This window comes from Thioalkalivibrio sp. (assembly GCF_007692535.1).
Taxonomy (GTDB): Bacteria; Pseudomonadota; Gammaproteobacteria; order Ectothiorhodospirales; family Ectothiorhodospiraceae; genus Thioalkalivibrio.
Genome location: NZ_REBW01000257.1, coordinates 1 through 6,133 on the forward strand (window position 1 = coordinate 1; position 6,133 = coordinate 6,133).

The 6,133-nt window shown below is 65.2% G+C and carries 5 protein-coding genes and 2 tRNA genes; 5 read left to right on the forward strand and 2 right to left on the reverse strand.

The annotated features are described in order from the left end of the window. Positions 1-6: 6 nt before the first annotated feature. Positions 7-82: transfer RNA gene (locus EA346_RS14365), tRNA-Thr, on the reverse strand. Positions 83-135: 53 nt separating this feature from the next. Beyond that, positions 136-222: transfer RNA gene (locus tag EA346_RS14370), tRNA-Leu, on the reverse strand. A gap of 169 nt (positions 223-391) precedes the next feature. Between EA346_RS14370 and queA the strand changes: the two genes are divergently transcribed. The 5 genes from queA to secF all read left to right on the forward strand — a co-directional run bounded on the left by queA (position 392) and on the right by secF (position 6,103). Continuing rightward, positions 392-1,447, forward strand: coding sequence for a tRNA preQ1(34) S-adenosylmethionine ribosyltransferase-isomerase QueA (queA, locus tag EA346_RS14375; protein WP_296759752.1), 1,056 nt, complete (start codon positions 392-394; stop codon positions 1,445-1,447). A 202-nt stretch (positions 1,448-1,649) separates the two neighbouring features. Beyond that, positions 1,650-2,765 (forward strand): tRNA guanosine(34) transglycosylase Tgt, encoded by a 1,116-nt coding sequence (gene tgt, locus EA346_RS14380; protein ID WP_296759746.1) that lies wholly within the window; start codon positions 1,650-1,652, stop codon positions 2,763-2,765. Positions 2,766-2,937: 172 nt separating this feature from the next. Next, positions 2,938-3,264 carry a preprotein translocase subunit YajC gene (gene yajC, locus EA346_RS14385; protein ID WP_296759748.1) on the forward strand — a complete coding sequence of 109 codons (327 nt, stop codon included), beginning with the start codon at positions 2,938-2,940 and terminating at the stop codon, positions 3,262-3,264. A gap of 12 nt (positions 3,265-3,276) precedes the next feature. Next, the gene (secD, locus tag EA346_RS14390) at positions 3,277-5,142 is read left to right on the forward strand and encodes a protein translocase subunit SecD (protein WP_296759749.1); all 1,866 of its coding nucleotides are present in this window, start codon (positions 3,277-3,279) and stop codon (positions 5,140-5,142) included. A 16-nt stretch (positions 5,143-5,158) separates the two neighbouring features. Continuing rightward, positions 5,159-6,103 (forward strand): protein translocase subunit SecF, encoded by a 945-nt coding sequence (gene secF / locus EA346_RS14395; RefSeq protein ID WP_296759750.1) that lies wholly within the window; start codon positions 5,159-5,161, stop codon positions 6,101-6,103. Positions 6,104-6,133: the final 30 nt, after the last annotated feature.

Consider the following 6,133-nt stretch of genomic DNA (forward strand, 5'->3'; position numbering starts at 1 on the left):
AGTGTTTGGAGCCGGCGACAGGAGTTGAACCCGCGACCCTCTGATTACAAATCAGATGCTCTACCAACTGAGCTACGCCGGCGCTTGAGCGTTCCGCGTCGTTCCCCGTGTTCGCGTTGCGATATAGGGGACGGATGGTGCCGGGAGCGAGAATCGAACTCGCACTCTGTTGCCAGAACCGGATTTTGAGTCCGGCGCGTCTACCAGTTCCGCCACCCCGGCGCGGGTCGATAGTGTACCGCAGAAGGAGAGACAGACAAGCGACGCGCAGAAGGCGTTCGAGACAGCCTGATCTTCTAGGCGCGGCCGCACCGGCCAATATGGAGTGCGGCGGCTTGCCGCCGCTTTTGAGGGATGGCGCCGGCAGGGCGGCGTGGTAGCATCGCGCGCCATGCGCGTCGCCGACTTCGACTATTCACTCCCCGGGGAACTGATCGCCCAGCAACCGTTGCCGGAGCGGTCGGGTGCGCGGCTGCTGGTGCTGGAAGGGCCCGGGCCGATCGATTCATCGGTACGCGAGATCGGTCGGCTGTTGCGGCCCGGCGATCTGCTGGTGCTGAACGACACACGGGTGATCCCGGCGCGGCTCCTGGGACGCAAGGCGACCGGAGGGCGAGTCGAGGTGTTGGTGGAGCGGATCGAGGCGCCGGATACCGCGCTGGCCATGGTACGCGCGAGCAAGTCGCCGCCTGTGGGTTCGCGCCTGCACCTGGCGGAGGCGCTGGAGATCGAGGTGATCGGGCGCGAGGGCATGTTCTTCCGCCTGCGGCTGCTGAATCAGCCGGATTTCCTGGCCGCGCTGCAGTTGCACGGACACGTGCCCCTGCCGCCGTACATCGAACGCCCCGACAGCGCGGAGGACCAGGAGCGCTACCAGACCGTGTTCGCGGCCCGGGACGGCGCGGTGGCGGCCCCCACCGCAGGGCTGCACTTCGACGAGGAACTGCTGGATGCGTTGCGCGCGCAGGGCGTGCAGGTGGCCACGGTGACCCTGCACGTCGGCGCCGGGACGTTTCAGCCGGTGAAGGTGGCGGACACGGAGGAACACCAGATGCACGCCGAATACGCCGAAGTCGGTCCCGACACCTGTGCCGCGATCGCCGCCTGCCGCGCGCGCGGCGGGCGAGTGGTGGCCGTCGGGACGACTTCGATGCGCTCGCTGGAATCCGCCGCTCAGGGCGGGGAACTGCGCCCGTTCGCCGGAGAGACCCGCCTGTTCATCACGCCTGGCTGCCGCTTCCGGGTGGTGGACCGGCTCTTGACCAACTTCCACCTCCCGCAGAGCACGCTATTGATGCTGGTGACGGCCTTCGGTGGTTACCGCAGGGTGATGGCGGCCTATGAGCATGCAGTGGGCCAGCGCTACCGTTTCTTCAGCTATGGCGATGCGATGTGGCTCGCGCCGGGACGTCCGGACGATCTACCGCCAAGCTCAAGTGCACGATGACACCTGATTGTCACGAAAGCTCCGCCGGTGGTCAGATTTGTGTTGTTTCAAGGGGCACGGATGTAGGAGGCCAGCCCCTGGCCGATGGGTCCGGCCCCAGATCGGCGAGAGGGCTCGCCTCCTACCGGAGAAGGGGCATGCGGAGAGTGCGTTGTGCACGACAGGACGGCCTGCGGAGCTTGCCTGATCATCAGGAGATGACATGAGGTTTGATCTTCAGGTAACGGATAAAAAAGCCAGAAGAGGGCGGTTGGCCTTCCCCAGGGGAGTGGTCGAGACGCCGGCCTTCATGCCGGTGGGGACCTACGGAACGGTCAAGGCCATGACCCCGGAGGATCTGCGCGAGTTGGGCGCCGAGATGATCCTCGGCAATACCTTCCACCTGATGCTGCGGCCGGGCACCGACGTGATCCGCGCCCACGGGGACCTGCACGACTTCATGCACTGGGACGGCCCGATCCTGACCGACTCCGGTGGCTTTCAGGTTTTCTCGCTCGCGGACCTGCGCAGCATCGGCGAGGAGGGCGTGCGCTTTCAGTCTCCGATCAATGGCGACCGGGTGTTGATGACGCCGGAATCCTCGATGCAGGTGCAGCGGGAACTGGGTTCCGACGTGGTGATGATCTTCGACGAGTGCACGCCGTATCCCGCCACCGAAGAGCAGGCCGCGGCCTCGATGGAACTGTCGTTGCGTTGGGCGCGGCGCTCGCGCGATGCCCACGACGACAACCCGGCGGCGCTATTCGGCATCGTCCAGGGCGGGATGTACCCGGCGCTGCGAGCGCGCTCCGCCGAGGGCCTGATGGAGATCGGGTTCGACGGCTACGCGATCGGTGGGCTTTCGGTGGGGGAACCGGAACCCGAGCGCCTGGCGACGCTGGACGTGACCCTCCCGTTGTTACCCCCGGACCGGCCGCGCTACCTGATGGGCGTGGGCCGCCCCGAGGACATCGTCGAGGCGGTGCGTCGGGGGGTGGACATGTTCGACTGCGTGATGCCCACCCGCAATGCGCGCAACGGGTTCCTGTACACCCGGACGGGCATCCTGCGCATCCGCAACGCCCAATACCGCGCCGATATCGGACCGGTGGACCCGGAATGCGGCTGCTACACCTGCCGCAATTATTCCCGCGCCTACCTGAAACACCTCGACAAGTGCAACGAGATCCTGGGTTCGCGCCTGGCCACGATCCACAACCTGCACTACTACCAGGACCTGATGCGTGGGTTGCGGGCAGGTATCGCTGCAGGGGAACTGGACCGTTTCGTCCACAGCTTCTATGCGGCGCGCGGCATGCCGGTCCCGCCTGTGGCATAATTCCGAGTGTTTTGAATTGCTACCGATCCCGGTTGTCTCTCTAACGTCCTGCGAGGGCTTCTGGCGCGGAACCCGGAGCGGGCTTCCGTTGCCAGTGGGAGCGATTGTCTGCATTCCGGTACCCGGATCGGTGCCCTGAACCCGAACAACCCTTTTCGAATGGAGTGACGTGATGGACTTTTTTATCTCCGCAGCCCACGCACAGGAAGGCGCCGCCGGTGGCGACATGATCTCATTCTTGATCATGATCGCCATCTTCTTCGCCATCATGTATTTCCTGATCATCCGGCCCCAGAGCAAGCGCGCGAAGGAACACCGGTCCATGGTCGAGGCCCTGTCCAAGGGCGACGAGATCGTGACCAACGGCGGTCTGCTGGGCAAGATCACCGAGGTGGGCGAGAACTTTATCCGGGTCGAACTGAGCGATGGCGTCAACGTCATCGTCCAGCGCCAGTCGGTCTCCGCTGTCATGCCGAAAGGCACCATGAAAGACGTCTAAGAAAGATCTCCGATGCGTAATGCCTATCCTGTCTGGGTCTATGCCCTGATCGCCGTCGCCATCCTGGCGGGCGGCCTTTATGCGCTGCCGAACATCTTCCCCGAAGATCCGGCGGTGCAGGTCGCGAACGCGCGGACCGGTGAGGTGGAGCCAGCTGTGGCCTCCATCATCGACGTCATCCTCGGCGCCCAGGGTCTTGAGGCCAAGCAGGTGGAGGAACGCGAGGGGCAGCTGCTGCTGCGCTACGACAGCGCCGATCACCAGCTGCGGTCCGCCGATGTCCTGCGCGGAGCCCTGGACGACGATCACGTGGTGGCGCTGAGCCTCGCACCCGCCACCCCGCAATGGCTGCGGGCGATCAATGGTCGGCCCATGTCCCTGGGGCTGGACCTGCGCGGCGGCGTGCACTTCCTGATGGAGGTGGACCTGAACGCCGTGATCGGGACCGCGATGGAGCGGTATACCAACGAGTTCCGCGGGCGGCTGCGCGAGGAGCGGCTGGCTTTCGAGGACGTCGAACGCTCCGCCCGGCACCTGACCGTGACCTTCGCCTCCGAGCAGGATCGGGCCGCGGCCCTGACCTGGTTAAACCGGCAGTACCGCGCGGAACTGGATTTCCGGGAGCGGGGCGCGGGGGAGGACAGCAGTCTCGAGGTCACCCTGGACAGCGATCACCTGACGGAGCTGCGCAGGCTGGCCCTGCAGCAGAACATCAGCACCCTGCGCAAGCGCGTCGACGAACTCGGCGTGGCCGAACCAATCATCGCCCAGCAGGGAGAGAGCCGCATCGTGGTGCAGTTGCCCGGGGTGCAGGATACCGCGCGTGCCAAGGAGATCCTCGGGGCGACCGCCACCCTGGAGTTCCGCATGGTCGCCGAGGGGGCTGATGCCCGCGAGGCGCAGCAGACGGGTCGTGCGCCTTCAGGCACCCGTCTGTACTTCGAGCGCGACGGGACCCCGGTGCTGTTGCAGCGCCGGGTGATGCTGACCGGCGACTACATCACCGGGGCCTCCTCGGGCATCGCCCAGGACACCGGCGGGCCGGCGGTGTTCATCAACCTGGATGGACAGGGGGCACGCATCTTTTCGCGCGTCACCGCGGAGAACGTGGGCCGCCTGATGGCGACGGTGTTCATCGAGACCACCACCGAGACGACGGAAGAAGACGGGGAGCTGGTGCGGCGGACCTCGCGTTCGGAGGAGGTCATCAACATCGCCCGCATCAACGAGCCGCTGGGCCGGCGGTTCCAGATCACCGGTCTGGAGAGCACCCGCGAGGCGCACAACCTCGCGCTGCTGCTCCGCGCCGGGGCGCTGGCGGCGCCGATGTCGATCGTCGAGGAGCGCACGGTGGGGCCGAGCCTGGGTCAGGAGAACATCGATCGCGGGATGCAGTCGGTGATCATCGGCTTCATCGGGGTCATGCTGTTCATGATCCTGTACTACCGCGTCTTCGGACTCATCGCTAACTTCGCCCTTGCGCTGAACCTGGTGCTGATCGTCTCGATCCTTTCCCTGCTGCAGGCAACGCTGACGCTGCCGGGCATCGCCGGTATCGTGCTGGTCGTCGGTATCGCAGTGGACGCCAACGTGCTGATCTTCGAGCGAATACGCGAGGAGTTGCGCAACGGCATGTCGCCGCAGGCAGCGATCTCCAGTGGCTACGAGCGGGCCTTCTCGACCATCGCCGACGCCAACGTGACTACGCTGATCGCCGCGGTGGTGCTGTTCCTGTTCGGAACCGGGCCGATCAAGGGGTTTGCCATTACGCTGTCCATCGGGGTGGTCGTGTCCATGTTTACCGCGATCGTGGTTACGCGCGCCATCGTCAACCTGACCTATGGCAGGCAGCGGCGCATCGCGCGGCTGTCCATCTAGCCCCGGAGTTATCGAAATGCTTCCGCATCTTAATTTTGCCGAATCCAACATCAACTTTCTCGGTCATCGCAAGATGGCGGTCATGATCTCGGTGATCCTGGTGTTGGTTTCGATCGCGTTGCTGGCGACCCGGGGGCTGAATTTCGGCGTCGACTTTACGGGCGGCACGCTGGTCGAGGTGGGGTATCCACAGGCTGTGGAACTCGATCCGATCCGTCAGCAGCTCGCGGATAACGATTTCGAGCGAGCCACGGTGCAGTATTTCGGCACCTCGCGCGACGTGCTGATCCGGCTGCCGCCCCGTGTCGATGATCCGGACCAGGCTGCCCTGTCCAACGAAGTGCTTCGGGCGCTGCAGGCCGGGGGTCCCGACGGCGTTGACCTGCGGCGGGTGGAATTCGTCGGCCCGGCGGTGGGCGAGGAACTGCGCGAGCAGGGCGGCCTGGCGATGATCTACGCCCTGTTCGGCATCCTGATCTATGTCGCGGTGCGTTTTGAATGGCGCTTCGCGGTCGGCGCGGTGCTGGCATTGGTGCACGACGTGACGCTGACCCTGGGATTCTTCGCGCTGACCCAGATCGAGTTCGACCTGGCGGTGCTGGCGGCGGTGCTTGCGGTGATCGGCTACTCCCTGAACGACACCATCGTGGTCTACGACCGGATCCGGGAGAACTTCCGCATCCTGCGCAAGGAAGGCACCCAGTTCGTGATGAACAACGCGGTGAACAAGACCCTGGCACGCACCATCGTTACCAGTATGACGACGCTGCTCGTGCTGGTTGCCCTGTTCGCGCTCGGTGGCGCTGCGCTGAACAACTTCGCCATCGCCCTGATTGTCGGTGTTCTGGTCGGGACCTACTCGTCCATCTTCATCGCCGCCGCCGCCGCATTGATGCTGGGCGTCGACCGCAAGGTCCTGCTGCCGGTGAAGAAGGAAGGCGCGGAGGAAGAGACGCCATAGGAGCGACCTCCGGTCGCGATCGCCCCGCGC